The organism is Microbacterium barkeri (assembly GCF_027921765.1).
Taxonomy (GTDB): Bacteria; Actinomycetota; Actinomycetes; order Actinomycetales; family Microbacteriaceae; genus Microbacterium; species Microbacterium barkeri.
The window spans coordinates 52,442-76,990 of the sequence record NZ_BSEJ01000010.1 but is presented as its reverse complement, the minus strand read 5'-3'; the positions used below and the strand labels follow the sequence as shown (position 1 = coordinate 76,990).

Genomic DNA, 24,549 nt, shown 5'->3' with positions numbered 1-24,549 from the left:
TTCCTTGTTCCCTCCGGGTTCAGGCGGCCGCGTCGGTCGCGACGCCCATGGTGACGTGGGGCACCGCGGTGCCCTCGGCCAGTCGGTAGTTGGCTCCCACGATGCCGAGACGGCCCTCCGCGACGGCGCGGGAGATCAGCTCGGACGACTGCAGGATCCAGTCGATCGTGTCGCGCACGTGCAGGCGGCCGACGAGCTCGGCATCGACGGTCGCGGGGGTCGCGCCGTCCGACTCGCGCAGCGCCGCGTGCACCGCGGGCACGATCGGCGAGATCTGACGCCAGATGTGCGGGGGCAGAACGGGTGCGTCGGGCCCCGTGCTGTCGATCGCGGCGCGGACCGCGCCGCACGAGTCGTGCCCGAGCACGACGAGGAGCGGCACGCCGAGCACCTCGACGGCGTACTCGAGGGAGCCGACGATCGACTCTCCGGGGACCTGGCCGGCGTTGCGCACGACGAACAGGTCGCCGAGGCCCAGGTCGAAGATGATCTCGGCCGCCAGCCGCGAGTCGGAGCATCCGAAGAGGGTGGCGAGGGGCGTCTGCCCCGCCGCGAGCTCGTGACGACGGCGGACATCCTGGTGGGGGTGCGCGGGCGTGCCCGCCACGAACCGGGAGTTGCCGGCCTGCATCTTCTCCCACGCCTCGGCGGGGGTGAGGTTCTCGCTCATTCGGGTGTCCCTTCTGCGGTCGCGAGTGCGTCGATCTGGTCGGCCACGAGCGCGGCGAGATCGGCGGCGACCTCCGGCTCGGAGGATCCGTACACGAGGACGTGGTCGGCGCCGGCCTGGGTGCCCAGCGCGTACGACACGTTGGCGTTCGCCTCGGGGTCGGAGATCTCGTACACGTCCCAGCGGACGCCGTCGATCGTGACGGCATCGGTCGGCGCCGCCCCGCCCAGGACCCGCGCGGCCCAGGTCTCGTCGGCGTCGAAGCCCTGGCTCAGTCGGAGGAAGCCGGTCTCGGTCGGAACGTACGCGATGCTCCACGTCGTGACGTCGCCGGTCTCGAGCCGCGCCGAGTTCACGCGCCAGTCGTCCGGGGCGTCGGGGACGATCGCGTCGTGGCCCGTCGTCTCCTCGGCATCGGCGGCGATCGCCGCCACGTTGATGGGCGCAGGCTCCGGGGCCTCGCCGCGCGGCACGCCCCACACGATGACGGCCACGACGGCGAGCGAGACGACGAGCGCGACGATGAGGTTGCGGAACGTCTGGCTGCCGCGGTAGATGCGCGAGCTCTCGGCCTTCCGTGCGGCGATCTCGTCAGGCGTCTCGGGGCGGCCGAGGTGTGCGGCGATGCGCGGCTCGCGCGCCATCAGGCCTCGCCCCCCGCGGCGCGCGCGGCCTCGAGACGGCGCTTCGCCCCGAGCAGCCACTCCTCGCACCGCGCCGCGAGCGCCTCGCCGCGTTCCCAGAGCGCGAGGGACTGCTCGAGGGTGGGCGCGCCCTGCTCGAGCTCGGACACGACGCGGACGAGCTCGTCCCGCGCCTGTTCGAACGAGAGGGACGCGACGTCGGCGGGGGGAGCCTGTTCGGTCATAGCGGTTCCATCCTACGAGGAGGCGGGCGCGGTGCCCGCGTCGAGCGGTCCGCCCGAGGTCGCCGACACGGCGCCGTGCTCGAGGGTGAGCACGAGCCGCGCGCCACGGGGCGCGTCCTGCGCGGACCGGAGGATGGCGCCATCCTCTGCCTGCGCGATCGCGTAGCCCCGTGCGAGCGTCGACTGCGGCGAGAGGGCGCGCAGCGACGCCCGCAGCTCCGCGGTGCGGCGCTCGCCGTCGTGGATGCGCCGCTGGGCGATGTCGCGCCCTCGCGCCACGAGGAGGAAGACGTCCTGCTGGCGTGTCTCGACGAGGCGCTCAGGCGCCCGCAGGACGGGGCGCGAGCGGATGTGCTCGAGCTGCGCGATGTCGTGCTGGAGGCGATGCTGGAGCCGTGTCGCGAGACGCGACCGCAGCTGCGCGACCAGCGCCCGCTGCTCGCCGACGTCGGGGACGACCCGCTTCGCGGCGTCGGTGGGCGTCGAGGCGCGCAGGTCGGCGACGTCGTCGAGCAGCGGATGGTCGTTCTCGTGGCCGATCGCGCTCACGACCGGGGTCCGAGCGGCCGCGACCGCGCGGACGAGGCGCTCGTCGCTGAACCCGAGGAGCGACTGCGGATCGCCGCCTCCGCGGGCGATGATGATGACGTCGATGTGCGGATCCGCATCGAGCGCGCTGAGCGCCTGGAGGATCTCGGGCACGCTGCGCTCGCCCTGCACGGCGGCGTGGATCGTGCGGATGTCGACGTGCGGCCACCGCAGCTCGGCGTTGCGCAGGACGTCCTTCTCGGCGTCCGAGCGCTCGCCCGTGATCAGCCCGATGCCGTGGGGCAGGAAGGGGAGCGGCTTCTTCCGGGCGGGGTCGAAGAGCCCCTCGGCGCGCAGCTGCGCGCGGAGCCTCTCGAGACGCTCGAGCTGCTCGCCGAGGCCCACGTGGCGCATCGAGGTGACCTGGAAGGAGAGGTCGCCGCCCTTCGGGTAGTAATCGGCCTTGACGCACGCGATCACGTGGTCGCCGACCTTCAGATCGGCCGGGGTGCGGGCGCGGACGCTGGACCACATCCGGATCGAGATCTGCGCATCCGATCGGAGGTCTTTCAGGCGTCCGAACACGGCGCCGCCGCGCACGTTCCACGAGGTGATCTCGCCCTCGACCCACACGGCGCCCCAGCGGTCGATGAAGCCCTTGATCGTCTGATTCAGGCGCGCGATCGAGGTCGGCGCATCCGGCTTCGAGTCGCGCGGGGCGACGGAATCGGCGGGGGGCTGCTCGCCCTCGGCGGGCTCCGGCTGGAACGTCGTCATGATCTCCTCGCGGCGCACTCTTCGGACGGCGGCACCCTGCCTGTCCCCAGGGGGCGCACGTAGGATCGGAGCATGAGCTCGACCGCCATCCATCTGCCCGTGCCCCGCGTGCCGGGCAGGAGCGTGCGCCTTCAGGATAACCCCGTGCCCGGACGCAAGCGGGTGCTGCTCGCGGCGCCGCGGGGCTACTGCGCGGGCGTCGACCGCGCCGTGATCACGGTCGAGAAGGCGCTCGAGCGCTACGGGTCGCCCGTCTACGTGCGCAAGCAGATCGTGCACAACATCCACGTCGTGCGCGAGCTCGAGGCGAAGGGCGCCGTCTTCGTCGAGGAGGTCGACGAGGTGCCAGAGGGCGCGCACGTCGTGTTCAGCGCGCATGGGGTCTCGCCCGCCGTCGTGAGCGCCGCGTCGGACCGGGGCCTCCAGGCCATCGACGCCACGTGCCCGCTCGTCACCAAGGTGCACCGCGAGGCCGTGCGCTTCGCCCGCGACGACTTCCACATCCTGCTCGTGGGTCACGAGGGCCACGAGGAGGTCGAGGGCACCGCGGGAGAGGCGCCGGAGAACGTCACGATCGTGAACTCGCCCGACGAGGCCGACACGATCGAGGTCGAGGATCCGTCGAAGCTCGTGTGGCTCTCGCAGACCACGCTCTCGGTGGACGAGACGATGGAGACGGTGAACCGCCTGCGCGCGCGCTTCCCCGAGCTGCACAACCCGCCGTCCGACGACATCTGCTACGCGACGCAGAACCGCCAGGTCGCGATCAAGAAGGTCGCGGCCGGAGCCGATCTCGTGATCGTCGTCGGCTCGGCGAACTCGTCGAACAGCGTGCGCCTCGTCGAGGTCGCCCTCCAGCACGGCGCGAAGGCCGCATACCGGGTCGACTACGCGAGCGAGGTCCGGCAGGAGTGGCTCGACGGCGTCGAGACCGTGGGCGTGACGAGCGGCGCCTCCGTGCCCGAGGTGCTCGTCCAGGAGGTGCTCGACGCGCTCGCGAGCGCCGGCTACCGCGATGTCGAGGAGGTGCGGACGGCGGAGGAGGACCTCATGTTCTCGCTGCCCAAGGAGCTCCGCCAGGATCCGTCGGGTCGCCGCGACGCCCGTGCCGTGGGAGGCCGAGGCCGCGCATGACCGAGCCCCGCGACGACGCGCGGCCGCAGCCGCGGTTCGGGCAGTACGCCACGCCCGAGGAGCAGCGCGCGCGCATGGGGCTCCCGTCCGCTCCCGAGACCCGTGCGCCGGTCCCCGCGGCCCCCGTTCCGCCACCGTCTGCCGATGCTGCGCCGCGCCTGTCTGGCGGCCGCCTGATCGACCGCGCGGCGACGGTCGCGATGCTCGTCTACGGGATCTTCAGTGTGATCCAGTCGATTCCGCTCGTGCTCGACACCACGCGCCTGCTCGAGACGATGGGACTCGACGTCGAGCTCGCCGACCCGGCCGGCATGCGGATCTGGGGCGTGGCGGCCGTGATCGTGCTGACGCTCGGATGGATGGCGACCGCTCTCCTGTCATGGCGCGTCGCACGGCGCGGGCGCCTCACCTTCTGGGTGCCGATCGCCGGCGCTGTCGTCTTCAACCTGCTCGCGAGCATCGTCGTCGTGATCCCCCTCGTGAGCGATCCCGCCGTCGGGGATGCCGTGCTGCGGATGCAGGAGTCGTTCGGCTCCTAGCTCCGAGACGACGAAGCCCGGCGCCGCATGGCGCCGGGCTTCGTCGTCTGGAAGCGCTGTCAGCTCTGCGACTTGCCGAACGAGCCGAGCTGGCGGGTCGACTCCACGACGCGCGCGGCCATCGCCGACTCGGCGACCTTGCCCCACGCGCGCGGGTCGTACTGCTTCTTGTTGCCGACCTCGCCGTCGACCTTCAGGACGCCGTCGTAGTTCGAGAACATGTAGCCCGCGATCGAGCGCGTGAACGCGTACTGCGTGTCGGTGTCGATGTTCATCTTGACGACGCCGTTCGCGACCGCGAGCGCGATCTCCTCCTCGGTCGAGCCGCTGCCGCCGTGGAAGACGAGGTCGAGCGGCTTCTCGCCCGTGCCGAAGCGCGCCTGGATGCCCTCCTGGATCTCGCCGAGGAGCTCGGGGCGGAGCTTGACGCCGCCCGGCTTGTAGACACCGTGCACGTTGCCGAAGGTCAGGGCGGCGATGTAGCGGCCCTGCTCGCCGAGGCCGAGCGCCTCGACGGCCTTCGTGACATCCGCGACCGTCGTGTAGAGCGCCTCGTTCGAGCCCTCGTGCGCGACGCCGTCCTCCTCGCCGCCGACGACGCCGACCTCGATCTCGAGGATCGCGTTGATGTTCTTCATGCGGGGGAGGAGGTCCGCCGCGATCTGGATGTTCTCGTCGAGCGGCACGGCCGAGCCGTCCCACATGTGCGAGTTGAAGAGCGGCTCGCCGCCGTTCTTCACGAGCTCCTCCGAGTACTCCAGGAGCGGGAGCACGAAGCCGGGGAGAGCGTCCTTCGGGCAGTGGTCGGTGTGCACGCCGACCGTGATGGGGTAGTTCTTGGCGACCTCGTGGACGTACTGCGCCATGGCGATCGCGCCCGTGGCGCGGCCCTTGACGGTGTGCCCGGCGAAGTAGTCGGCTCCGCCGGTCGTGACCTGGAGGATGCCGTCGGAGCCGGCCTCGGTCAGGCCCTGGAGCACGGCGTTGATCGTCTGCGAGCTCGACACGTTGAATGCGGGGTAGGCGAAGCCGCCCGCCTTCGCGCGGTCGAACATCTCTGCATACTGATCCGGGGTGGCGACGGGCATTGCGGTGCTCCTTCGAATGGCGAGGTGAGTGCAGTCTCAGCCTAGCGAAGGCCGGATCTGCTCCGAGGACGGCGGCAAGCGGGCGCGATCCTCACGATCCGGAAAGAAACGCAGTTCCTTCGAGCTGGAGCGCGCGAAGAACCCCGATCTGCGCCATCCGCTGCCGCTACTCTCTCAGCATGACTGCCGACACGCACGAGATCACGAGCGCCGACGACCTCATCCCGCTCCACCCCGACCGCAACATCGCGCTCGAGCTCGTGCGCGCGACGGAGGCCGCGGCGATCCGCTCGGTCCCGTTCATCGGCCGCGGCGCGAAGGAGGCCGCCGACGGCGCGGCGGTCGACGCGATGCGCGCGTTCCTCGCGACCGTCGACTTCGACGGCGTCATCGTGATCGGCGAGGGCGAGAAGGACAACGCGCCGATGCTCTTCAACGGCGAGCACGTGGGCACGGGGCGCGGTCGCTCGTACGACATCGCGGTCGACCCGATCGACGGCACCTCGCTGACGGCGGCCGGGCGCAACAACGCGCTCTCCGTGATCGCGCTCTCCGACCGCGGCACGATGCTCGACGCGTCGAGCGTCTTCTACATGGACAAGCTCGTCACCGGCCCCGCGGGCGTCGGCGTCGTGGACATCCGCCTGCCGATCGCCGAGAACATCCGCCTCCTCGCGAAGGCCCTCGACAAGCCCGTCGAGGAGATGGTCGTGTCGGTGCTCAACCGTCCGCGCCACGAGCAGCTCATCGAGGACATCCGCGCGACGGGCGCGGGAACGCGCCTCATGAGCGACGGCGACGTCGCGGGCGGCATCAACGCGGCCCGCCACGATGCGCGCACCGACATGTGCGTCGGGATCGGCGGCAGCCCGGAGGGCATCGTCACGGCGTGCGCGATCAAGGCCCTCGGCGGGCACATCCAGGGCCGCCTCTGGCCGCGCGACGACGACGAGGCGCAGAAGGGCATCGACGCGGGCCTGAAGATGGACCACGTCTACGAGGCGGATGACCTCGTCGCCGGGAGCAACACGATCTTCGTCGCGACGGGTGTGACCGACGGCGCGCTCGTCGAGGGCGTGCGCCGCAAGGACGGCTACGTCTACACCGAGAGCGTCGTGCTCCGCGGGCACTCGGGCACGCTCCGCCGCATCTCGTCGGACCACCTCGAGTCGAAGTGGTTCTGATCCCCTGAGCGCGGTCCGCCGCGTTCGTGATGTGTCTGTGACCGCCTCTCAGCCGACTTCGGCGACAATGGAGGTGGCGCAGGAGGACTCAGCGCGTCACGGGAGGGGTGGACCGAGATCATGGCAGTGCACGAGACCGTTCAGCAGACCGTGCGGGAACCCGACGTCCGGACGGGCGCGCAGGCAGTCGTCGCCGCCGCGAAGGACCCGGCGCGTCGCCCCGATGTCCTCTTCCGCGTTCGCCGCGCGCCGGACCAGGAGGCGAGCCCCTGGTGGCACATCGGCGCGTTCGTGGTCACCTCGGCGGCGGTCGTCGCCCTGCTGAGCTTCCTGCCCGGCTGACTCCGGCCAATCGCCCGGCGGGTGGGTGGCTCAGCCCACCGGCTCGGCGACGAGCAGCGTCGCGATGGCGATGCCCGCCGACTGTGCGAGCGCCTCGATATCGTCCACGCCGAATCGGCGCGCCGCGTCGATGACGATGTGCGCGGATGCCAGGGCGTCGGCGCCCGCGTCGTGGTGCGCGAAGCCGGTGAAGCCGGCCGCGGCCGCCGCGCTCGGCAGCTTGTAGGACGGGAGATCGTACGTCTTCCGTGCGAGCTGGAGGCTGCACAGCGAGCGCCAGGGCGGGCAGGCGACACCCGTGGCCGCCGACGCGCGACCGAGCACGCCCATGTCGAAGCTCGCGCTGTGCGCGACGAGGATGTCGTCACCCGCGAAGCCGCGCAGATCGTCGAACTGCTCGGCCCATTCGGGTGCCCCGACCACGTCGTCGGCGTGGATGCCGTGGATCGTCGAGTTGAAGGCGAAGAACTCGTCGAAGCCCGCAGGTGGCCGGATCAGCCACGAGGCGCGAGCGGCGATCTCCCCGCCCCTCACTCGAGCGAGACCGACCTGGCATGCGGACTCCGGGCGGGAGTTCGCGGTCTCGAAGTCGATCGCGGTGAAGTCGAGGGGCATCCGTCCAGTCTCTCCGACCGTTCCTGGGAGCGCGGACCGCGGCGCGCCTGTGAGTACTCCGAAATAACTTGCACACTGATGTGCAGATTACTACCGTGGAGGTCATGGACGAGACCGCACCGCCCCGTGGCCGTCGCCGCGACGCGCTCGAGAACAGGGAAGCCCTGCTCGAGGCCGCCGCGCGCCTGCTCCGACGCGATCCCGAGGCATCGATCGACGCCGTCGCCGCCGAGGCGGGTCTGAGTCGGCGCGCCCTGTACGGCCACTTCCCCTCCCGGGACGCGCTCCTCGGCGAGCTCGTCGAGCGGGGCACCGCGCGGATCGCCTCGGCACTCGCCGACGTCGGCGACCCCGACCCGGCCGCGCACGTCGCCCGGATCGGGATGGCGCTCTGGCAGGAGGTCTCGGACGTCAAGCTCGTCGCGCGCGTGATCGTGCGCGGACCGCTCGAGCGAGCGGCCGCGCGCGGGCTCGAGCCCATCCGCGCGTCCCTCCGCGACGCGGTCGCGCGCGGTGCCGCGTCGGGCGCCTTCCGCTCCGACGCGGACCCGGCGATCGTGGCACGGCTCATCGAGGACTCCGCGCTCGCGGTGCTCGACGAGGTCGTGCGGCGCGGGCTCGGCGACGCCGAGGCGCGGCACCTCGTCGTGGTCACGGCACTCGGCGTCGCCGGGCTGTCCTGGCGCGACGCCGCGGCCGTCGCGATGGCGGTGGGCGCGGCATGAGGATCTCGGCGCGGGGCATCTCGAAGGGCAGCGTGCTGCCGGAGACGACGGTCCACGCCCGCTCGGGCGAGGTCGCCGTCGTCCCCGTCGAGGGCGGACAGCGGCCGAGCGTGCTGTCGCTCATCCTCGGCGGCCGGATGTCGCCCGACTCGGGCGAGGTCGCTCTCGACGGCGCCGCGGACGCGCGAGCGCTGCGGCGCGCGGTCGCGATCGTCGACGCGCCCGACGTGAGCGCCCCCGTCGACGATCTCGCCCTGCACACCGTGCTCCGCGAGGAGCTCGCCTTCTCGGGGGTGCGCGGCACGCGTCGCGCAGCGCGCCGGATGCTCGCCGACGAGGGGCTCGTCGCCTACCGCGACACCGCCATGGGCGAGCTCCCCGCCGAGGTGAGGGTGCGCGTCCTCACCGAGACGGCGGCGCGTCGCCGCGGAGTCGAGGCGCTCGTCATCGTCTCGCCCGACCGCCACGGCGGCGACCCATGTGGATGGTACGAGGTCGCGCGGTCGTGGGCAGACCGCGGGCTCCTCGTGATCGTGCTCGCCGGCGGCGCATCGGTCGAGGCCGTCGGGGCGCTCATGGCACTCGAGCGCGACGCGCACGCCCAGGTCCACGACGTCGTCCGCGAGCCGGTTGCGGCCGAGACCGCGCCGCTGCCGGTCGCGCCGCCCGTCACCGTCCTGCGTTCCGAGACCGACGTCCCCGTCGAGGGCGAGCGGGAGACCCCGGCTCCGTCCGCGCCATACGACACCGCGCCATCCGACATCGCGGACGCGGAGCCATCCGCCGCCGCATCCGCCTGCCCCGACCCGATCGCGTCGCGACCCGACGCGGAGGAGACCGAACGATGACCTTCCTCACCCTCGTGCGCACCGAGCTCAAGCGCCTCACGGCCACGCCGATGGCGAAGCTCGCGCTCGCGGCGCTCATGCTCGTGCCCGTGCTCTACGCCGGCCTCTATCTCTGGGGCAACGACGACCCGTACGGGAACCTCGATCAGGTGCCGGTCGCGCTCGTCGTCGCAGACGAAGGGGCCACGCAGGACGGCGAGACCGTCAACCACGGCGATCAGGTGCGCGACCAGCTCGTCGAGGACGCCGAGATGGACTGGCGCGTCACGACGTCGCAGGAGGCCGCAGACGGGATCCGCTCGGGGGAGTACGACTTCATCGTGACGTTCGGGCCGGACTTCTCGCGAGCGCTCACCTCGGCGGCGGGGGATGACCCCGAGCAGGCCGTCGTGGAGGTCACGACGAACGACTCCAACAGCTACCTCGCGGGCACGATCGCGGATCAGGTCGGCGAGAAGGTGCGCTCGAGCCTCACGCAGGAGGTCGGCCGGGAGGCCGCGCAGAAGCTGCTCGACGGGCTCGCCACCGTGCGATCGGGCCTCGTCGACGCCGCAGACGGCGCGCGGGAGCTCGCGGACGGGACGGGCGAGGCGCGGACGGGATCGGCGACGCTCGCGGATGGCGCCGGCACGGCGGCCGACGGCGCCTCGCGGCTCACGGACGGCCTGACGACGCTGCGCGACTCGACCGCGGCCCTGCCCGACCAGACGCGCCAGCTCAACGACGGCGCACACCAGGTCGCAGCGGGCAACGCGCAGCTCTCCGCGATGGTTCAGCCGGTCGCGCAGCGCATCGGCGACGCGGTGGCGAACCTCCCGACGGAGGAGGACATCCGGGGCCGCCTGCAGGAGGCCGGCCTCGACGAGACGCAGATCCAGACGGTGCTCGGAATCGTCTCGCCCGTGCGGACGGATCTCGAGAGCGCGAACGCGCAGGTGCAGGATGCCGCGGGCAGCATCCAGGCGCTCGCCGACGGCAGCGCGCAGGTCGCCGAGGGCACGCAGAAGCTCGCGGACGGGATGCCCGCGCTGGTCGACGGGATCTCGAGCGCCCAGTCCGGCGCGTCGGACCTGTCGACCGGAGTGCGGCAGCTCGCCGACGGCGCGTCGTCGCTCGCGGACGGCCTCGTCAAGATTGACGACGGCGCCGTGCAGCTGCGTGACGGACTCGCCGACGCCGTCACGCAGATCCCCGACCAGTCAGAGGACGAGCGGAAGACAGCCGCCGCGATGATCGCCGACCCGGTGCACGTGTCGTCGAATGCGATCACGGAGGCGTCGTCGTACGGTGCGGGAATGGCGCCCTTCTTCATCAGCCTCGCGGCATGGATCGGGATCTACGCGCTGTTCCTCATCGTCAAGCCCTACTCGAAGCGCGCGGTCACGGCGCTGCGGCGACCCCTGCCCATCACGCTCGCGGCATGGACGACGCCTGCGGCGCTCGGCATCCTGCAGATGGCCGTCGTGTTCTGCGTCGTCGCGTTCGCCCTCGGGTACGCCGTGGCGCAGCCCTGGCCGATGCTCGGGTTCATGGCCCTCACCTCCGCGACCTTCGCGGCGATCATCCTCACGCTGAACGTGCTGCTGGGGAGCGTCGGGCAGTTCCTCGGGCTCGTGCTCATGGTGCTCCAGCTCGTCACGGCGGGCGGGACGTTCCCGTATCAGACGCTGCCGACGCCGCTTCGGACGCTGCACGAGGCGCTGCCGATGAGCCATGCGGTCGACGGCATCCGACAGCTCATGTACGGAGGGGACTACGCGCGCGCCTGGGCGGACGCGGGATTCCTCGGGCTGTGGCTCGTCGGCGCTCTGCTCGCGGCCTTCGTCGTGACCTTCCGGATGACGCGACGCCGCACGCTGCGCGACCTCCGGCCATCCCTCATCGGGTGATCGGCCGGGCGCTCTCGAGGATGCGCTGGAGGCAGAACCCGACCGTCGCGGCCTCGGGACTCGGAGCCCCGGCGTCGCGCACGGTCGAGAGGTAGCCGGCGACCGCGTCCTCGGCGGCGGACACGAGATCGTCGGCGTCCTCGGACTCGAGGGGCGCCGCGACGAGGTCGGCGCACGCGCGGATCGCGGTGACGAGCGGCTCATGCGCCGTGCGGTCGACCGTGGGCTCGCCGTCGTCCTCGCCACCCGAGCGGAAGAGCGCGTCGCTGAGGTCGCGGATCGAGAACACCGTGTGCTCGAGAGCCCTGCGGCGCCGGTCGTTGACGGCGCGCTCCTCACGGTGGCCGCGCGAGCGCGGGTTGCCCCGGGCGCTCTCGTCGGCATCGAGCACGTCGGCCGCGACCGCGGAGGCGGTGCGACGGAGCCCGCTCACGATCGTGTCGATCTCCTCGCGGGGCCCGGTGCCGCGCTCGAGGAGGTCCGCGAGATCGCGAAGCGACCCTGCCGCGGCATCCCTCAGCTGTGAGAGGCGCCGGCTGGCATACCCGAGGTGCAGCGGCGGCACGATCGCGAGGTTGACCGCGAGGCCGACGACGACGCCGAACGCGAGCGTGACGATGTACGAGATCGAGAACTGGTCGGCGTCGGCCCCGCCGAGGAGCAGGACGAACATCCCGGCCATCGCGACCCAGTCGCCGCCCGCCCCGAGGAAGCGCGTGGCCCCGGCGAGGACGCCGACGCCGACCACGCCGCCGAGGGCGACCACGGCCGGACCGCCCGCGTGCACGAGAGCGAGCCCCGCGGCGCCGAGCGCGATGCCGATGCCGACGCCCGCGAGCGTCTGCAGGCCCGTGCGCACCGAGCGCATCAGGGTGGGATACATGCTCACCAGCGCGCCCAGGGGAGCGTAGTAGGAGTACTCGTTCTCGGCGAAGGGCACCCAGGGGGCGAGGTACCACGCGAGACCGCACGCCACCGCCGTCTTGGCGGCGAGGAGGCCGCGCCCCGGCCCCTCGAGCTCCTGGCTGCGGCGCTTGAGCGCCTCCCACCGCGAGCGCCACGTCATGATCGAGACGGTACCGGTCGCCATGCGCTCGCGGAACGGGTGGACAGCGCCCGGGGTCGTCGTCTATCCGCGGGGCGGCCTCGCAGGCGCCGCGCCGTAGGATGGATGCCCGTGGCTCTCACTATCGGAATCGTCGGCCTGCCCAACGTCGGCAAGTCCACCCTCTTCAACGCCCTGACCAAGAACACGGTGCTCGCGGCGAACTACCCGTTCGCGACGATCGAGCCGAACGTCGGCGTCGTGGAGCTGCCGGACGCGCGCCTGGATCGTCTCGCCGAGATCTTCGGCTCGCAGCGGATCCTCCCGGCGCCGGTGTCGTTCGTCGACATCGCCGGCATCGTGCGCGGGGCGAGCGAGGGCGAGGGCCTCGGCAATCAGTTCCTCGCGAACATCCGCGAGGCCGACGCGATCGCGCAGGTCGTGCGCGGGTTCGCCGACACGGATGTCGTGCATGTCGACGGCAAGGTCGATCCGGCGAGCGACATGGAGACGATCAACACCGAGCTCATCCTCGCCGACCTCCAGACCCTCGAGAAGGCGCTGCCGCGTCTCGAGAAGGAGGTCAAGGGGAAGAAGACCGACCCGGCCGTGCACGCCGCGGCCCTCGAGGCGAAGGCCGTGCTCGACACGGGCAAGACGCTGTTCCAGGCCGGCTTCGACGTCGCGCCGATCAAGGAGCTCGGCCTGCTGACGGCCAAGCCGACGCTGTTCGTGTTCAACGTCGACGAGGGCGTCCTCACCGACGCCGCGCGGATGGCGGAGCTCGCGGCGCTCGTCGCGCCCGCCAAAGCCGTGTTCCTCGACGCGAAGGTCGAGTCGGAGCTCATCGACCTCGAGCCGGCCGAGGCACTCGAGCTGCTCCAGTCGCTCGGCCAGGAGGAGTCGGGGCTCGACCAGCTCGCGCGCGTCGGCTTCGAGACGCTCGGGCTGCAGACCTACCTCACCGCGGGGCCCAAGGAGGCGCGCGCGTGGACCATCCGCAAGGGGTGGACGGCACCGCAGGCCGCCGGGGTCATCCACACCGACTTCGAGCGCGGCTTCATCAAGGCCGAGGTCGTCTCGTTCGCCGACCTCGACGAGGCCGGGTCGATGAACGAGGCCAAGGCGAAGGGCCGCGTGCGGATCGAGGGCAAGGACTACGTCATGCAGGACGGCGACGTGGTCGAGTTTCGATTTAACGTATAGCGTTATTGACGCTTCGCGTTATACACTGGTCTCGTGATCAGGTCGTTCGGGAGTAAGGACACCGAGCGCCTGTGGCGTCGTGAGCGCGTGCGGTCCATCGATCCCAGGATCCATCGGGTTGCTCTGCGCAAGCTGCGCCAGGTGGGGTCGGCGGAGGTGCTCGAAGACCTCCGCGTCCCGCCCGGCAACCGGCTCGAAGCACTGAAGGGTGATCGGGCCGGGCAGTACAGCATCAGGATCAACGACCAGTGGCGAATCAGCTTCGTGTGGACGGATGCTGGGCCAGAGGAGGTGGAGATCGTTGACTATCACTGACAAGATCGAGCCGATCCACCCGGGAGAGGTCCTCATGGAGGACTTCATCGAGGGGTTCGGGATCACTCAGAACAAGCTCGCGGTGTCGATCGGGGTGCCGCCGCGTCGGATCAATGAGATCGTGCACGGCAAGCGGGGGATCACCGCGGACACCGCATTGCGGCTGGCGAAGTACTTCGGCACGTCGGCTGAGTTCTGGATCAACCTGCAGAGCCACTACGAGCTTGACCGGGCAGAGGATGCTGCGGGGGAGCAGATCGAGTCGATCACGCCGCTGCAGGTCACGTGAGCGACTTCGCCGCCTACGCGCCCAGCGTGAATCCGTCGGTGGCCAACGGGACGGTCAGCACCAGGTTGGCCGACCCGGCGGACGCTGGCGCGCTCGCCACAGTCATGGCAGTGCGTGGCGGAACCGTCGACGAACACGTCGATCGCGCGCGGAGGATGATCGAGCGGCTGGATGTCCTGCTCATCGCTGAGCGGGATGGAGATGCAGTCGGCTGGTGCGGCGTGCAGAAGTTCGCACTTCACCCCGGCTCTGATCCGGAGTGGCTGATCGCAGGGCTGACGGTCGTGCCTGAGGCGCGCCGAGAGGGTGTCGCTGCCCGGCTGCTGGGCGAGGTGCTCCGAGCCGCGACGGAGAGAGCGCCTGGCGAGTCGGTCTTCAGCGTGATCAACGCCCGGAACCTCGCCTCGATCGATCTGCACCTGAAGCTGGGATTCGTCGAGGTGGGGCGGTCGGCGAACTACGCGGGCATCGAGTTCACCGGCGGTGAGGGAGTGCTGCTGAGGCATGGGTGAGCTCTTGACCCAGAGGTTGGTCTGTACCGGAACTCGGTGGAGTTCCGCTTCAATGTGTGAGGCGATTGGCTGCCTATCGCGTTGACCAGCGGGGGTTCAGTCGTCCAAGAGTGGGTTGTATCTCATGCTCAGCCCTCGTTCGATCGCCGCGAGGCCTCCGGCGATGATGACGAGGAGGTTCTGCCAACCCGCGAGGCGGATCGCCGGGATCTCGAATACTGGGAGCCCGACGTACGACGTCAGCAGACCGACGAGGTTGATCAGCTGAGGAAGCTCGAGCAGAAGCACCCCCACGACGATGAGGGTGGCGACGATTCCGACTGCTCGACTGGTTGCGGGGTGCTGGCGGTCGAGGTTCGCTCGCCAAGCCTCGGCGGTGCCCGCAGCAGGGGTCAGCGGCTGGGTCTCCCGTGCCTTCGCCTCGCGGATGCGTACGTACTTCATCCCGAGCTTTGCGACAGCTGCCTCGATGTGCGCGCCGTCTTCGATGGCGAAGGAGGCCTTGCGTCGCGTTGTGTCGACGAGGCGACCGTCGCGGTACAGGGAGATGCGCTCATCGAGATCGAGGTACCCGGAGTCGACGACGTAGTGATGTCCGTTCCGGTGCACCTCGAATCTCCCCCGGATGAGGCCGGCTCCCCACCGGAGGGGCCTCAGCGTCGTTGATGATTGCGTGGTCACGATGCGACTCCTCGAAACATGTCGTCGATGGATGTCTGCAGCAGCGCGAGCGCCCGATCGGGCGAGGACTGGCCGAGGAGAACCTGCCCGCTGAGCCCTTCGGCCGTAGCAAGGAGTCCCTGAAGAGTGCCTTCGGTGTTGTTCGAGTCGAGGCGGATCCTGCTGGATTCCAGGAGGCGTTCGAGGAAGGCGAGAAGTTCGGCGTGCCCCTCGCGGATCCTCGTCGCCAGGATGTCCTCCGTGAGCGCCAGCGACTCGAACTGCGCCACCACCCGCAGTCGTCGCATCGCTGTGTCGTCGGTGGGAATCATCGCGCGCAGGACGGCGGTCAACACCTGTTCCGGCGCGGCGGCTTCCCCGACGGCCGTGGCCACCTCTGCGGCAACGGCGTGCTGTACCGAGTCGAAGGCCGCGAGCATCAGAGCAGTGCGGTCGGGGAAGTAGTGCTGAACCCGGCCGGGCGAGACCCCAGCAGCGGCAGCAACTCGTCGCACCGTCAACGCGCCGGCACCTTCCTCCGCCACCAGTACGCACGCTGCGGCAGCGATAGCGCCGCGCACTGTCTCGTGGTCCCGCCCCACACCTCGGCTCACTGGCACCTCCTAATCGATACGAGTGTATCGGATTGCGAGGCAGGTGTGCCAGATGTTCGTCCGTGCCGGAACTCGGTGGAGTGGAGATTCAATTTGTGAGCAAGGGGCGGCCCACCTCCAGCCCATAGGCCGTCGCGGGGTGAGGATTTCACGTCGTACTGTCGAGTGGGCGAAAACGAGCGGAGGGACGGTCTCCGGATGGAGTACAGGATCATCGCCGAGGGCATCGTGACGTTCGGAATCCTCACGCCGTGGTCGGACGTCCGGTCTGTTGTGCTGGCACGCGAACCGGGCGTGACGGTCGGCGGTCTCACCGTTGCCGAGTCCTATCTGCAGATCATCGTCGAACTCATGAACGGTGACTTCCTCGAGATCCCCGAAGGGAGCCCGAGCTGGGACTCGGTGGTGGACCATCCGCCGATACATCGCCCATTGCGGGTGCCCGACCTCCCAGCGCTGCTCGCCACGGATGGAGTGGAAGACGCGGTGCTCTGGCGCGCCTGACAACCAAGAGGTTGAAGCGGTTCGCTGCGCCCGTCTGCCAGAGGTTGGTCTGAACCCCGCGACCTGGGGAGTTTCGATGAGCAACTCTGAGGAGATTCGCTGAGCGCCGTCACCCCGTGTCCTCGCCGGCGGGAACACGTCCCGGATCAGCTCCCAGACCTCGTCCGTGATGACATCTCGCGACACGACTCAAGAATCACCTGAAGGCTCCACACCCACATTTAGCAACACGGCCTAACGGGCCGGCCGAGTTGCCGGTCTACTCGATCGCCGAGGCATTCGTGAAGCGATCCGGAATGTACATCGGGCAGCCCGTCACGTTCGAGCGAGTGCACACGTTCCTGCTCGGTTTCGAAACGGCGATGTTGTACGTTCGCGACGAGCTCGCGCGCGATCGCAATGCGTTTCAGCCCGTGGGCGTGCTCGGTCAGTTCCGGGAGCAGCTGCGATCCGAGGGGCGGCTCAGGTGGGACTCCTGGTCCCTGACGATCGTGGCGGAAGCGATCGGCTGGACTGGCGACGCGCCTCCGGCAATCGACGATCTGACCGAAGAGCAACACCTCGAGGCAGTCCGGAACCTTCTCCCGTTGCTCGAGAAGGTCTTTGCCCTCCCCGCGGAGCTTGTCACCTCGCTCCGTGACTCCGCCTGAGAAGGGTGGGCGCACCACCGCTGTCGGTGGGGCGAGCCATGCTCTACGGCGCGTGGAAGAACGGCGGCGCGCACATCTTCTCGGTCGTCAAGACCGAGAACGGCGTGCGTCTCGTCGGCGGCCAGGTCGCCGATGCGGATGTGTCGAGCTACCTCGACGGCATGCACTTCGGCCCGGAGCTGCCGGCCACGCACAAATCCTGGGCCGACGTCGTCACCGACCAGAATGAGGCGCTCGAGCGTGGGCGGATGCAGTTCCTCCAAGAGCTCGCGGATGCCAGCACCAACCGGCCCGGCCTGAACCGGATCGGCGTCGGCGGGCTGATGCTGACGGAAGAGGAGCAGGAGCGCATCGCAGGTATCGTCGAACGCGGACCAGGATCCGGTGGACAGTGAGGACGCTTCATGCTGACGTTCGATGAGGCGCGCGAGGCGCTTCGCGCGTACCTGGAGGAACATCCGCCCGCCATGGCCGGGACGCTCTACATCGCGCCAGAGGGGCTCGAAGACGATGCCGCCTACTTGCCGACCTGGGGTGCGCGTGAGGCGCTCGTCGAATGGCGTGACGCGTATATTCGCCGCGACAACCAGGCGCTGTTCGTCGACAAGCAGACCGGCGAGATCACGGTCGAACTCCGCAACGCGGCGCACAAGCGGATCATGAAGATGACTCCGGTGCGCGCCACGGAGGCGTGAGCGCTCGGGGAGCTGCCGTGCGGCGCACGGGTGCGGAGAGTCGCTGATCGAGGATGCCTGGAGGAGTGATTTGATGGAGATGGTGGAGCCTGCCCTGATGGCGCGGTGTGATGCGCTGCGGCAGCCGGTGACGGATCTGACGTTGTCGGGGATCCAGGAGGTGATGGATCCCAAGGCGGTTCCGCGGGCGATGGCGGCGATCAATCAGGTGTCGGCGGTGCTGGCGGAGGGGACCGCGGGGATCGAGTCGCCGCGGTATCTGTCGTGGCACGCGACGGCTTCGCAGACGCTGCGGAGCATGATGGACGCGCTGCAGGCCGGTGATGGGGCGGAGTCGTGGCGGCTGTTCACGGCACCCGGAACGGGATTCAACGAGCTCGGCGCTGCGTGCCAGGGCTGTGAGGGCTGGTGACCGTGGGCGAGATCTATCGCGCCGAGGACGCCGAGGTGGTGGCGCGGCGGATCGCGGCTGCGACGGGTGCCAAGGCGAACACTCCTCGTGAGGGTGAGCTGCTGAGGTTCGTCCCCGGGAACCTGTTCGTCGCCGATCGCGCCGAAGACGGCACGTATCGCCTGCGGGAGTTCGAGCGGGGTGCGGTCGAGTTCGAAGTCCGCTCGGACGCGTTCGATCCGATCGTCCGGGCGCTGACGCTCGCAGTGGCGCCGTCCGCATCCAACGTTCGGTACGACCCGGATTGGCAGTCGGCGCGGCTGGATCCGCGGTTCGAGTGCAGCTCGAGTGATCTGAGGTGGCCGGCCGACGAGCACGGATCGTGGGCGGTCTTCGACGGCGGTGCGGCGAGCGGCCCGATGCGACTCGCGCGGGTGATGGACGCATCGATCGAGGAGATCGCGCAGGCGATGGCTCACCCGGAATCGGGCGGCCTGCTCGACGGCATCTACCGCCTGGTGTGAAGGGGGCGCCGGATCCGCAATGACGGAGCATCGTGACGGCGCACCGCGGCGTCTGGGTCCGGGCCGGTGCGCTTACTGGGACGGTCGGCCGTGCAAGTGCGAGCCGCCTTCGACGATGTCCCGGAACGGCAGGTCCGCGGCCTTGGACACGAATCACGATGACGGAGCACTGATCATGGTCGAGAGAGATCGCAGTGGACGGCGGATTCCCCGTCGATTCTCCGACGCCGTGCATCTCGAGTTCCGCGGCTACCGCTACCCCCTCACGGCGGGGGGCGCGCGCATTCGAGGCGACCGTGCCGTTCGCGGAGCTGACCGACGTCGAATCCGTCGCCAATGTGCTGGCGACGAACGCCGCGTGAGGGGAGGGACAGGCCTGTGGAGGTGAACGAGCCTGCGCTGGTGGCGCGGTGTGACGCGCTGCGGCAGCCGGTGACGGATCTGACGCTGTCGGGGATCCGGGCGGTGATGGATCCGAAGGCGGTGCCGCGGGCGATGGCGGCGATCAATCAGGTCTCGGCCGTGTTGGCGGAGGGGACGACGGGGATCGATTCTCCGCGGTATCTGTCGTGGCATGCGACGGCGTCGGAGACGTTGCGGAAGATGATGGAGGCGCTCGAGGCCGGGGATGGCGCGGCGTCGTGGAAGCTGTTCACGGATCGTGAGACGCTGTTCACGGATCGTGAGACCGGGTTCAACGAGCTCGGCGCGGCCTGCCAGGGGTGCGAGGGCTGGTGACCCGGCACGAGTTCGACGGGAGCCATGATGGGTGACTGGTACGACACGCTGTTCTGGAGCGAGCCGCGGCCGCTTCGCGACTCGGACCGCGCGCTTCTGGCCGGAGCGGGGCTGCCGGCTGAGCACCCGGGCTGGACTCGGGCGGCGGCATGCGTGCAACGCACCGTGTGGAACGCGAGCCAGGAGCGCGAGGAGGTCTTGACCGAGAGCTACGAGGGGCAGCGCTATCGCAACGAGGAGCTCGGCCTGGCGTACTACTCGACGCTCTCGCGCGATCCGGAGGAGCCCGACCAGCTCAGACCTGTCGGGGACACCTCGGACCGGGACATCTTCTACCGGATCTACCAGAGCTGGATGGCCCGCTATCGCTGATGCCATCGACGCGGACCAGGATCCGGTGGACAGTGAGCCGGCGACGTCGGCGGCGTTCAGTAGGATCTGAGCATGGCCGTCGATGTGATCCGTCTGCACGCCACGCCCGCGCACGCCGCGCGTGCCCGGAAGGCGGAGCGGGGCATCGTGCTGGTCTCGCTGATCCCGGGTGCCTTCGGCGTACTCTTCCTGTGGCTCGGCGTGCTGAAGCCGCTCATCGACGGTGAGCCGGTCACGGTCGCGGGCGTCATCTTCACGCTCGTGTTCCTCGGGATCGTCGTCGGCGCGATCCTCTGGGCTCGGCATGCGCGCGCGACGAGCCTGCGCTCGGTCGGACCGGACGGGTTGGTGTTCGCGGTCTCGACGCAGCAGTTGACGCTCGCGGACCGCGTGATCCCGTGGAGCGAGATCGCGAGCATCGCCTTCCGGCGCACGCTCGAGCTGAGCACCGACGCCACCGGCACGGCGGCCGCGGCAGGCCGTCGGATCGGGCAGCGGCTCGCGGCGAACTCGGGCCGCAGCTATCACAACGTCATCGTCACGAAGACCGACGGGTCGACGGTGAAGTTCCCGTTCGGCTCGTACCTGGGTGACCTCGAGTTCGAGCAGGCGCAGGCCGCGACCCGCTCGGTCTCGCCCGTGCCGGTGAAGCGGACCGGCAACTACCCGGACGCGGACGACGTGGAACTGCCGATCTGACAGCGATCCGGCGAATCGCGGGACGACTCAGGCGGGCGGCGCGGGCGGCAGATAGAGGTTTCGTACGAGATCTCCTGACCGCTCGGGGTGTCCCAGATCTGCGGCCGGCCATCGACGTCGACGAGCTGCAGGTCCGATCCGACCTCGAAGCTCCAAATGCCGATCAGCGCCGGTTCCAGCGCACAGGCCAGGTTGTAGTCGACGACATGCCAGGCCGACGGATCCTGCAGGGTCTCATCCGTGTCGATCTGGCTCATGAAGCGCCAGCCGGTGTCGCCCGGCGCGGCCGACGGTTCGCGCACCATGAACTGCACGCGCGCCTCGCGCCCGAGCACGCTGCTCGTGACGAGGCACGTGCCGGCGTTCTCGATGCAGATCGGGTAATCCACGGCCTGTAGCTCCTCGGTTCGGGTCAGCGCTGGCCGGCGACCGTGAAGCGCTCGAGCACGCCCTGGGCGACGAGATCGCGGATGCCGACGAAGTCATCTGCGAGCGTCATCCGCAGCCCGCCGCCGGCGCGGCCGAACCACGGCTGGGCAACCCCCACGCGCACGAGCACATTCGCGCGGGTGAGCAGCATGTGCCGGTCTGCGCCCGCGCCGAGTGCGGTCGGCGGCAGTGCTCGCGCCTCGAAGCTCGTGCCGTACGGGAAGAACTGGGTGCCGTCGAGCACGCCGATCCGGTCGACGAGCAGGCCGACCGGCAACTGGATCAGCAGCGTCTCGCGCTGTGTGCGGTCCACGAGGTCCGCGAGGTGCGGCGTCGCCGCGTTGATGGCCTGCTCCACGTCGGCCGAGGCGAACTGCGCGACGGGCGGCAGCGGCTGGACGACCCAGGCCGTGTTGCTAAATGCTGGTTCGGACCCTTGGGTGATCCTTGAGTCGTGTCGCGAGATGTCATCACGGACGAGGTCTGGGAGCTGATCCGGGACGTGTTCCCGCCGGCGAGGACACGGGGCCGTCGTCCGGTGGATCGGCGCACAGTGGTCGAGGCGACCGCGTGGCGGTTCCGCACGGGATCTGCGTGGCGAGACCTGCCCGATCGGTTCGGGAGCTGGAACACGATCTACAAGAACTTCCGCCGGTGGGCGAGCGACGGCGTCTGGGAGGACCTGCTCACCCACGTGCAGAAGCGGGCGTCGCTGGCTGGCGAGATCGACTGGGTCGTGTCGGTGGATTCCTCGATCGCGCGTGTCCATCAGCATGGCGCGACCTTGCCCCGGGTCACAGGGGGATCCGTCGAACTACAAGAAGTCCGGGCCAGAGCCTCCTGACCACGCGATCGGCCGGTCACGGGGTGGTTTGACGACGAAGATCCATCTCGTCTGCGTCGGGAAGGCCCGGGCGCTGGCGTTCGTCCTCACTGGCGGGCAGGTCGCAGACACGAGCATGTTCACCTGCGTACTCGACGAGATCCACATCCCCGGCCGGGAGCCCGCGCGCACGAGACCGGACCGGGTGCTCGCGAACAAGGGCTACCCGTCGAAGAAGAACCGGGCCTGGCTGCGCGAGCGCGGCGTCAAGGCCACGATCCCCGAACGCGACGACCAGACCGCGCACCGTCGCAAGCGGCCGGGCCGTCCGATCGACTCCGGCGATGACCAACGGGAGCGCTACAAGGGCCGCAACGTCGTCGAGCGGTGCTTCAACTTCGTGAAGCAGTGACGCGGACCCGCTTCCCGCTACGACAAGACCGCCCGGTCATACGCGGCAGGACTCTGCCTCTCCGCCGCTCTGCAATGGAATTAGCAACACGGCCTAGTCTCGCGCAGTGGTAACTGACCGGCGCCGTCGGCGATCGGATGGAGCGGGTGCAAGCGGCTATAGGTCCGTACTGGCACTCATTCAGGCCTCGCATAGGGATCTCGGGGCTCTTACACGACAGTCCGTGAGGGTTGCCGGATGCATGCGTTCGAGTTCTCCTCTGTCGACTGGCTACTACTCGCCGCGCCCGATGACCCGGTACTGCTGGGCTCCGTGGCGGTCGCGTACGGCGATGCCGAGGTTGCGGAGTTCGTCTCGGGCGTCCTCGGCGGCGCCGGGACGCTTGTCGGCCAGCGCACGTTGCCGGGCTCGCAGGAGGTCGTGCGTGCGGGCATCCAGCAGCCCGCTGCCGTCGACCCAGGTGGCGAAGGCGTGGTCGTGGGGGTCTCGTGTTCCTTGCCAGGGGTAGTCGAAGCGTTCGAAGGCGTCGCGCAGCCTGTCGACGAGCACCTTGTCGGTGTTGACGCGCAGCAGTTCGTTCGTGGCGCTGTCGGTGACGACAAGGTCGCGACCGTCGGTGAACACACCGCCGATGCGTTCACGAGCGACGTAGCGGTTGCTCCCGGCACGGTGCACCGTCACTCCCTCGGGAGTGACGGTGATGGTGCCGTTCTCCTTCTGCCACTCTTTGGCGAACCAGAACCCGACACCGAGCCCAGCCAGAGTGAGTACCGGGATCGCCCAGACCAGGGGCAGGCCCGCAGCCAAGCGCAGCGGACCGGGTGCGTCACCGGCGAGCCCGAGCAGCCAGGTCACGAGCGGTCCGATGACGAAGGCGGCGCCGAAGCCGAGCAGTGCGCCTGCCGCGTGCATGCCGACGATCCATCGCCGTGGGATCGATACGTTGACGGTGTTCTCAGCCATTAGGTTCCTCCTGGCGGCCTTGCGGAGGGTTGAGGTAACCCAGCACGGTGCGGTGCAACTCGATATGTGGGGAGTGCCCTGGACGGGCGTTGAGATAGGTCGCATCGACGATGGCCTGCAACCAGGCCGCCGTCTCGGTGGCGTCCAGGTCCGGGTCGATGGCTCCCTCGGTGATCCCGCGAGAGATCAGCGCGGCCAGGCCCTCACGTATGACGTTTGCGGTGCGCCCCACCACGGCGAGCAGCTTGGGGTCATCGCCAGCGCGGCGTAGCAGCTCGATCAGCATGCCCGAGGCCGACGGGTCGGCGGCGTCTCGGGCCAGGGCGTCGAGTACGTCCAAGATCGCCGTCACCGGGTCGGGCGCTTTGACATGACGGGCGATCAACGCCTCGGCGGCAGGCAGGTCACGCTCGAACACCGCCCGGAACAAGGAAGCCTTGTCCTCGAAGTAGTAGAAGACACTGGCCGGACTCGTGCCGGCCGCTTTGGCGACCTCCGCGACGCTCGTGCGGTCATAGCCCTGAGCGGCGAACAGACGGCCAGCCTCCACGGCGATCTGCTCCCGCTTCTGCGCGATCCGCTCCGGATCAGCTCGCCTCGGCACCATTCTCCAATCATTACCTGATCAGTCAGTCAAAGAATACGATGGGGGCATGACTCAGGACAACCCACCTGCCGGCTGTGGGGTCCACGTCAAGCAACGCGGTGCCGGCGTAACGCCGCGCTCGCCGCCACGGCGGGCCGGTACGTCACATGCCCACCGCGGACTCAGGGAGTCTGGTCAGGGGTCAGCGGGATCCAGGAGGACAATCCGAGCAGCGCGTGACCGAGCACCGTGGCACTGCGGGCTCGAACGATCGACGTAAGCTCACCCGCCAACCGCGGCTTCTTTTGGTCGTGCTCATCGGTTCGCAGCGCATTGACACTGGCGGCTTGGATGTCGGCCCGCCACTGCTTGACGGCTGCGCCCAGCTCGGGACTGGCCCCGACAGTGGGGTCGGCGAGCAGGCGGATGAGGGCTTGGCCGTCGCGCTTGTCGAAGGTGACCGTGAGCGCGTGGGCCAGGTAGTCGCTGGCGGAGGGCTGGTAGTCGAGGAACTTCGCCAGGGACCGAACATGTCGAGGGCGCATGGTCTCGATCGCCGCGAGTCCGAGGTCCTGTTTGGTGTCGAAGTGGTGGTACAGGCTGCCTCTGCCGAGTCCCGCACGGTCCAGAACCATCCTCGGGCTGGTGGCGGTGTAGCCCCGCTCGGACATCAGGTGGCTCATCGCGGCGATGAGCCTGTCCCTACTGTCATACGGTCGGCGTCCCATCTTCTCCACACTAGGTGTGCTCGGCCGCCCTTATACGACGTCGAGGGCGAGCACACCGCCGCCAACCGCGCTGCCGGGCTGCGGGATGCGCGCCGCATCGGCGCGGTCTTCCTCTCGCCGGACCGCGTGCCCTGGGATGCGAAGGCCCAGCACCACCTTGAGGCGCGGCGGGCCGGGAAGGCCGCCT

Annotated in this window: 34 protein-coding genes and 1 pseudogene; 21 read left to right on the top strand and 14 right to left on the bottom strand. The window is 69.7% G+C overall.

The features are described from left to right. Positions 1 to 19: 19 nt before the first annotated feature. Genes PKE79_RS11150 through xseA form a run of 4 tightly spaced genes read right to left on the bottom strand, consistent with a single transcriptional unit; the run spans position 20 to position 2,843 of the window. Positions 20 to 670 carry a carbonic anhydrase gene (locus PKE79_RS11150; protein ID WP_271173765.1) on the bottom strand — a complete coding sequence of 217 codons (651 nt, stop codon included), beginning with the start codon at positions 668 to 670 and terminating at the stop codon, positions 20 to 22. Further along, positions 667 to 1,314 carry a DUF4245 family protein gene (locus tag PKE79_RS11145; protein WP_271173764.1) on the bottom strand — a complete coding sequence of 216 codons (648 nt, stop codon included), beginning with the start codon at positions 1,312 to 1,314 and terminating at the stop codon, positions 667 to 669. Before PKE79_RS11145 ends, PKE79_RS11150 begins: the two co-directional genes overlap by 4 nt. Then, the gene (locus tag PKE79_RS11140; protein WP_271173763.1) at positions 1,314 to 1,538 is read right to left on the bottom strand and encodes an exodeoxyribonuclease VII small subunit; all 225 of its coding nucleotides are present in this window, start codon (positions 1,536 to 1,538) and stop codon (positions 1,314 to 1,316) included. The genes PKE79_RS11145 and PKE79_RS11140 overlap by 1 nt, the downstream gene beginning before the upstream one ends. 12 nt (positions 1,539 to 1,550) lie before the next feature. After that, complete coding sequence (gene xseA / locus PKE79_RS11135; RefSeq protein ID WP_271173762.1) at positions 1,551 to 2,843, bottom strand: exodeoxyribonuclease VII large subunit; 1,293 nt, start codon at positions 2,841 to 2,843, stop codon at positions 1,551 to 1,553. Between the two features lie 72 nt (positions 2,844 to 2,915). Between xseA and PKE79_RS11130 the strand changes: the two genes are divergently transcribed. Continuing rightward, entirely contained in the window at positions 2,916 to 3,977 is a 1,062-nt protein-coding gene (locus PKE79_RS11130) for a 4-hydroxy-3-methylbut-2-enyl diphosphate reductase (RefSeq protein ID WP_271173761.1), read from the top strand. After that, positions 3,974 to 4,516, top strand: coding sequence for a DUF6264 family protein (locus tag PKE79_RS11125; protein WP_271173760.1), 543 nt, complete (start codon positions 3,974 to 3,976; stop codon positions 4,514 to 4,516). Before PKE79_RS11130 ends, PKE79_RS11125 begins: the two co-directional genes overlap by 4 nt. A 59-nt stretch (positions 4,517 to 4,575) precedes the next feature. Here the strand turns inward: PKE79_RS11125 and fbaA are convergent, their stop codons facing one another. Continuing rightward, entirely contained in the window at positions 4,576 to 5,604 is a 1,029-nt protein-coding gene (fbaA, locus tag PKE79_RS11120; protein WP_271173759.1) for a class II fructose-bisphosphate aldolase, read from the bottom strand. A 179-nt stretch (positions 5,605 to 5,783) separates the two neighbouring features. On the opposite strand from fbaA, the gene glpX reads away from it, so the two are divergent. Together glpX and PKE79_RS11110 are read left to right on the top strand one after the other, a co-directional pair. Continuing rightward, positions 5,784 to 6,788: a class II fructose-bisphosphatase gene (gene glpX, locus PKE79_RS11115; protein ID WP_271173758.1), complete on the top strand. Its 1,005-nt coding sequence runs from the start codon at positions 5,784 to 5,786 to the stop codon at positions 6,786 to 6,788. Between the two features lie 120 nt (positions 6,789 to 6,908). Further along, positions 6,909 to 7,130 (top strand): UDP-N-acetylmuramyl pentapeptide phosphotransferase, encoded by a 222-nt coding sequence (locus PKE79_RS11110; protein ID WP_271173757.1) that lies wholly within the window; start codon positions 6,909 to 6,911, stop codon positions 7,128 to 7,130. Positions 7,131 to 7,160: 30 nt separating this feature from the next. On the opposite strand, the gene PKE79_RS11105 is transcribed toward PKE79_RS11110, so the two are convergent. Next, positions 7,161 to 7,745: a 3'-5' exonuclease gene (locus PKE79_RS11105; RefSeq protein WP_271173756.1), complete on the bottom strand. Its 585-nt coding sequence runs from the start codon at positions 7,743 to 7,745 to the stop codon at positions 7,161 to 7,163. Positions 7,746 to 7,849: 104 nt separating this feature from the next. Here PKE79_RS11105 and PKE79_RS11100 point away from each other — a divergent pair, with 104 nt between their 5' ends. The 3 genes from PKE79_RS11100 to PKE79_RS11090 are packed head-to-tail and all read left to right on the top strand — an operon-like array spanning position 7,850 to position 11,207. Next, on the top strand, positions 7,850 to 8,470 hold the full coding sequence (locus PKE79_RS11100; RefSeq protein ID WP_271173755.1) for a TetR/AcrR family transcriptional regulator: 621 nt from the start codon (positions 7,850 to 7,852) through the stop codon (positions 8,468 to 8,470). After that, a complete protein-coding gene (locus PKE79_RS11095; protein WP_271173754.1) occupies positions 8,467 to 9,318 on the top strand; it encodes a hypothetical protein in 852 nt (283 codons plus the stop codon). Before PKE79_RS11100 ends, PKE79_RS11095 begins: the two co-directional genes overlap by 4 nt. Further along, positions 9,315 to 11,207 carry a YhgE/Pip domain-containing protein gene (locus PKE79_RS11090; RefSeq protein WP_271173753.1) on the top strand — a complete coding sequence of 631 codons (1,893 nt, stop codon included), beginning with the start codon at positions 9,315 to 9,317 and terminating at the stop codon, positions 11,205 to 11,207. Before PKE79_RS11095 ends, PKE79_RS11090 begins: the two co-directional genes overlap by 4 nt. Here PKE79_RS11090 and PKE79_RS11085 read toward each other — a convergent pair. Then, a complete protein-coding gene (locus PKE79_RS11085) occupies positions 11,197 to 12,273 on the bottom strand; it encodes an FUSC family protein (protein WP_271173752.1) in 1,077 nt (358 codons plus the stop codon). The two genes, PKE79_RS11090 and PKE79_RS11085, sit on opposite strands and share 11 nt — an antisense overlap. 111 nt (positions 12,274 to 12,384) lie before the next feature. Here PKE79_RS11085 and ychF point away from each other — a divergent pair, with 111 nt between their 5' ends. From ychF to PKE79_RS11065, 4 genes are read left to right on the top strand one after another with little or no spacing between them, the layout of a single operon-like run. Next, positions 12,385 to 13,458, top strand: a complete 1,074-nt coding sequence (gene ychF, locus PKE79_RS11080; protein ID WP_271173751.1) for a redox-regulated ATPase YchF — start codon at positions 12,385 to 12,387, stop codon at positions 13,456 to 13,458. A gap of 33 nt (positions 13,459 to 13,491) precedes the next feature. Further along, positions 13,492 to 13,773 (top strand): type II toxin-antitoxin system RelE/ParE family toxin, encoded by a 282-nt coding sequence (locus tag PKE79_RS11075; RefSeq protein ID WP_271173750.1) that lies wholly within the window; start codon positions 13,492 to 13,494, stop codon positions 13,771 to 13,773. Next, positions 13,760 to 14,062 carry a HigA family addiction module antitoxin gene (locus PKE79_RS11070; protein WP_271173749.1) on the top strand — a complete coding sequence of 101 codons (303 nt, stop codon included), beginning with the start codon at positions 13,760 to 13,762 and terminating at the stop codon, positions 14,060 to 14,062. The genes PKE79_RS11075 and PKE79_RS11070 overlap by 14 nt, the downstream gene beginning before the upstream one ends. Beyond that, positions 14,059 to 14,574, top strand: a complete 516-nt coding sequence (locus PKE79_RS11065; protein ID WP_271173748.1) for a GNAT family N-acetyltransferase — start codon at positions 14,059 to 14,061, stop codon at positions 14,572 to 14,574. The genes PKE79_RS11070 and PKE79_RS11065 overlap by 4 nt, the downstream gene beginning before the upstream one ends. A 96-nt stretch (positions 14,575 to 14,670) precedes the next feature. Here the strand turns inward: PKE79_RS11065 and PKE79_RS11060 are convergent, their stop codons facing one another. Beyond that, on the bottom strand, positions 14,671 to 15,255 hold the full coding sequence (locus PKE79_RS11060; RefSeq protein ID WP_016697626.1) for a hypothetical protein: 585 nt from the start codon (positions 15,253 to 15,255) through the stop codon (positions 14,671 to 14,673). Continuing rightward, positions 15,252 to 15,815, bottom strand: a complete 564-nt coding sequence (locus PKE79_RS11055) for a TetR/AcrR family transcriptional regulator (RefSeq protein WP_255266236.1) — start codon at positions 15,813 to 15,815, stop codon at positions 15,252 to 15,254. Before PKE79_RS11055 ends, PKE79_RS11060 begins: the two co-directional genes overlap by 4 nt. A 231-nt stretch (positions 15,816 to 16,046) precedes the next feature. Between PKE79_RS11055 and PKE79_RS11050 the strand changes: the two genes are divergently transcribed. From PKE79_RS11050 to PKE79_RS11010, 9 genes are all read left to right on the top strand, one after another. After that, positions 16,047 to 16,352: a hypothetical protein gene (locus PKE79_RS11050; protein WP_271173747.1), complete on the top strand. Its 306-nt coding sequence runs from the start codon at positions 16,047 to 16,049 to the stop codon at positions 16,350 to 16,352. 296 nt (positions 16,353 to 16,648) lie between these two features. Next, the gene (locus tag PKE79_RS11045) at positions 16,649 to 17,002 is read left to right on the top strand and encodes a hypothetical protein (protein WP_271173746.1); all 354 of its coding nucleotides are present in this window, start codon (positions 16,649 to 16,651) and stop codon (positions 17,000 to 17,002) included. 38 nt (positions 17,003 to 17,040) lie between these two features. Next, entirely contained in the window at positions 17,041 to 17,397 is a 357-nt protein-coding gene (locus tag PKE79_RS11040; RefSeq protein ID WP_271173745.1) for a hypothetical protein, read from the top strand. Between the two features lie 9 nt (positions 17,398 to 17,406). After that, positions 17,407 to 17,697 carry a hypothetical protein gene (locus PKE79_RS11035; protein ID WP_271173744.1) on the top strand — a complete coding sequence of 97 codons (291 nt, stop codon included), beginning with the start codon at positions 17,407 to 17,409 and terminating at the stop codon, positions 17,695 to 17,697. A gap of 73 nt (positions 17,698 to 17,770) precedes the next feature. Next, positions 17,771 to 18,109 (top strand): hypothetical protein, encoded by a 339-nt coding sequence (locus PKE79_RS11030; protein ID WP_271173743.1) that lies wholly within the window; start codon positions 17,771 to 17,773, stop codon positions 18,107 to 18,109. After that, a complete protein-coding gene (locus PKE79_RS11025) occupies positions 18,106 to 18,612 on the top strand; it encodes a hypothetical protein (protein WP_271173742.1) in 507 nt (168 codons plus the stop codon). Before PKE79_RS11030 ends, PKE79_RS11025 begins: the two co-directional genes overlap by 4 nt. A gap of 378 nt (positions 18,613 to 18,990) precedes the next feature. Continuing rightward, positions 18,991 to 19,350, top strand: coding sequence for a hypothetical protein (locus PKE79_RS11020; RefSeq protein ID WP_271173741.1), 360 nt, complete (start codon positions 18,991 to 18,993; stop codon positions 19,348 to 19,350). 24 nt (positions 19,351 to 19,374) lie between these two features. Next, positions 19,375 to 19,722 carry a hypothetical protein gene (locus PKE79_RS11015; protein WP_271173740.1) on the top strand — a complete coding sequence of 116 codons (348 nt, stop codon included), beginning with the start codon at positions 19,375 to 19,377 and terminating at the stop codon, positions 19,720 to 19,722. Positions 19,723 to 19,794: 72 nt separating this feature from the next. Continuing rightward, positions 19,795 to 20,421, top strand: coding sequence for a hypothetical protein (locus PKE79_RS11010; RefSeq protein ID WP_271173739.1), 627 nt, complete (start codon positions 19,795 to 19,797; stop codon positions 20,419 to 20,421). On the opposite strand, the gene PKE79_RS11005 is transcribed toward PKE79_RS11010, so the two are convergent. Then, a complete protein-coding gene (locus PKE79_RS11005) occupies positions 20,385 to 20,810 on the bottom strand; it encodes an immunity protein Imm33 domain-containing protein (RefSeq protein ID WP_271173738.1) in 426 nt (141 codons plus the stop codon). The genes PKE79_RS11010 and PKE79_RS11005 overlap by 37 nt on opposite strands. A gap of 23 nt (positions 20,811 to 20,833) precedes the next feature. Further along, positions 20,834 to 21,208: a TNT domain-containing protein gene (locus tag PKE79_RS11000; RefSeq protein WP_271173737.1), complete on the bottom strand. Its 375-nt coding sequence runs from the start codon at positions 21,206 to 21,208 to the stop codon at positions 20,834 to 20,836. 96 nt (positions 21,209 to 21,304) lie between these two features. Here PKE79_RS11000 and PKE79_RS10995 point away from each other — a divergent pair. Next, a pseudogene (locus PKE79_RS10995) lies at positions 21,305 to 22,169 on the top strand (IS5 family transposase). 189 nt (positions 22,170 to 22,358) lie between these two features. On the opposite strand, the gene PKE79_RS10990 reads toward PKE79_RS10995, so the two are convergent. The 3 genes from PKE79_RS10990 to PKE79_RS10980 form a co-directional block, all read right to left on the bottom strand. After that, positions 22,359 to 23,048 carry a YqeB family protein gene (locus PKE79_RS10990; protein WP_271173736.1) on the bottom strand — a complete coding sequence of 230 codons (690 nt, stop codon included), beginning with the start codon at positions 23,046 to 23,048 and terminating at the stop codon, positions 22,359 to 22,361. Then, positions 23,041 to 23,655, bottom strand: coding sequence for a TetR/AcrR family transcriptional regulator (locus PKE79_RS10985; protein ID WP_271173735.1), 615 nt, complete (start codon positions 23,653 to 23,655; stop codon positions 23,041 to 23,043). Before PKE79_RS10985 ends, PKE79_RS10990 begins: the two co-directional genes overlap by 8 nt. A gap of 161 nt (positions 23,656 to 23,816) precedes the next feature. Then, positions 23,817 to 24,317 (bottom strand): TetR/AcrR family transcriptional regulator, encoded by a 501-nt coding sequence (locus PKE79_RS10980; protein ID WP_271173734.1) that lies wholly within the window; start codon positions 24,315 to 24,317, stop codon positions 23,817 to 23,819. Between the last annotated feature and the right edge of the window lie 232 nt (positions 24,318 to 24,549).

Bases quoted from the DNA above. Each gene is read 5' to 3' on its own strand.
- fbaA (WP_271173759.1), bottom strand. From the start codon at position 5,604: ATGCCCGTCGCCACCCCGGATCAGTATGCAGAGATGTTCGACCGCGCG.
- PKE79_RS11040 (WP_271173745.1), top strand. From the start codon at position 17,041: ATGCTCTACGGCGCGTGGAAGAACGGCGGCGCGCACATCTTCTCGGTC.
- xseA (WP_271173762.1), bottom strand. From the start codon at position 2,843: ATGACGACGTTCCAGCCGGAGCCCGCCGAGGGCGAGCAGCCCCCCGCC.
- PKE79_RS11030 (WP_271173743.1), top strand. From the start codon at position 17,771: ATGGAGATGGTGGAGCCTGCCCTGATGGCGCGGTGTGATGCGCTGCGG.
- PKE79_RS11010 (WP_271173739.1), top strand. From the start codon at position 19,795: ATGGCCGTCGATGTGATCCGTCTGCACGCCACGCCCGCGCACGCCGCG.
- PKE79_RS11100 (WP_271173755.1), top strand. From the start codon at position 7,850: ATGGACGAGACCGCACCGCCCCGTGGCCGTCGCCGCGACGCGCTCGAG.
- PKE79_RS11085 (WP_271173752.1), bottom strand. From the start codon at position 12,273: ATGACGTGGCGCTCGCGGTGGGAGGCGCTCAAGCGCCGCAGCCAGGAG.
- PKE79_RS11090 (WP_271173753.1), top strand. From the start codon at position 9,315: ATGACCTTCCTCACCCTCGTGCGCACCGAGCTCAAGCGCCTCACGGCC.
- PKE79_RS11105 (WP_271173756.1), bottom strand. From the start codon at position 7,745: ATGCCCCTCGACTTCACCGCGATCGACTTCGAGACCGCGAACTCCCGC.
- PKE79_RS11035 (WP_271173744.1), top strand. From the start codon at position 17,407: ATGCTGACGTTCGATGAGGCGCGCGAGGCGCTTCGCGCGTACCTGGAG.
- PKE79_RS11145 (WP_271173764.1), bottom strand. From the start codon at position 1,314: ATGGCGCGCGAGCCGCGCATCGCCGCACACCTCGGCCGCCCCGAGACG.
- PKE79_RS11050 (WP_271173747.1), top strand. From the start codon at position 16,047: ATGGAGTACAGGATCATCGCCGAGGGCATCGTGACGTTCGGAATCCTC.
- PKE79_RS10980 (WP_271173734.1), bottom strand. From the start codon at position 24,317: ATGAGCCACCTGATGTCCGAGCGGGGCTACACCGCCACCAGCCCGAGG.
- PKE79_RS11130 (WP_271173761.1), top strand. From the start codon at position 2,916: ATGAGCTCGACCGCCATCCATCTGCCCGTGCCCCGCGTGCCGGGCAGG.
- PKE79_RS11045 (WP_271173746.1), top strand. From the start codon at position 16,649: ATGTACATCGGGCAGCCCGTCACGTTCGAGCGAGTGCACACGTTCCTG.
- PKE79_RS10985 (WP_271173735.1), bottom strand. From the start codon at position 23,655: ATGGTGCCGAGGCGAGCTGATCCGGAGCGGATCGCGCAGAAGCGGGAG.
- PKE79_RS11140 (WP_271173763.1), bottom strand. From the start codon at position 1,538: ATGACCGAACAGGCTCCCCCCGCCGACGTCGCGTCCCTCTCGTTCGAA.
- PKE79_RS11125 (WP_271173760.1), top strand. From the start codon at position 3,974: ATGACCGAGCCCCGCGACGACGCGCGGCCGCAGCCGCGGTTCGGGCAG.
- PKE79_RS11110 (WP_271173757.1), top strand. From the start codon at position 6,909: ATGGCAGTGCACGAGACCGTTCAGCAGACCGTGCGGGAACCCGACGTC.
- PKE79_RS10990 (WP_271173736.1), bottom strand. From the start codon at position 23,048: ATGGCTGAGAACACCGTCAACGTATCGATCCCACGGCGATGGATCGTC.
- PKE79_RS11015 (WP_271173740.1), top strand. From the start codon at position 19,375: ATGATGGGTGACTGGTACGACACGCTGTTCTGGAGCGAGCCGCGGCCG.
- PKE79_RS11150 (WP_271173765.1), bottom strand. From the start codon at position 670: ATGAGCGAGAACCTCACCCCCGCCGAGGCGTGGGAGAAGATGCAGGCC.
- glpX (WP_271173758.1), top strand. From the start codon at position 5,784: ATGACTGCCGACACGCACGAGATCACGAGCGCCGACGACCTCATCCCG.
- PKE79_RS11095 (WP_271173754.1), top strand. From the start codon at position 8,467: ATGAGGATCTCGGCGCGGGGCATCTCGAAGGGCAGCGTGCTGCCGGAG.